This window comes from Salipaludibacillus sp. CF4.18 (assembly GCF_051262595.1).
GTDB classification, from domain to species: Bacteria; Bacillota; Bacilli; order Bacillales; family Salisediminibacteriaceae; genus Salipaludibacillus; species Salipaludibacillus neizhouensis.
In genome coordinates this window covers 1-275 of the sequence record NZ_JBIMEV010000184.1, presented here as the reverse complement: position 1 = coordinate 275, position 275 = coordinate 1, and the positions used below count along the sequence as shown (strand labels likewise).

Annotated in this window: 1 pseudogene; it reads left to right on the top strand. The window is 39.6% G+C overall.

Going from position 1 to position 275, the window contains the following annotated elements:
- Positions 1-92: 92 nt before the first annotated feature.
- Positions 93-275, top strand: a pseudogene (locus ACHABW_RS26080) (IS21 family transposase); the annotation flags it as partial.

The following is a 275-nucleotide window of genomic DNA, read 5'->3' as shown; positions in this document are numbered from 1 at the left end:
AAAAAAAAGCCACTTGCGAACATTCCTTAAATTAATTACACTTCCTGTGGACCCAATTTTTGGCAGGAGGTAGTTTTAAGGAGATGTTACAAGTGACCGACATTAAGTATATCAGACAAGAAGTAAACACAAAAGGGCATACCTATGCGGAAGTCGCTAGAAGAACAAACACCGACTATCGAACCGTTCAGAAGTATGCGGATCAAGAAGAATTTTATCCTAAAGGAAAAAAGAAGAAAACTCAGCCATCACCGGTGATGGATCCTGTAAAGAGC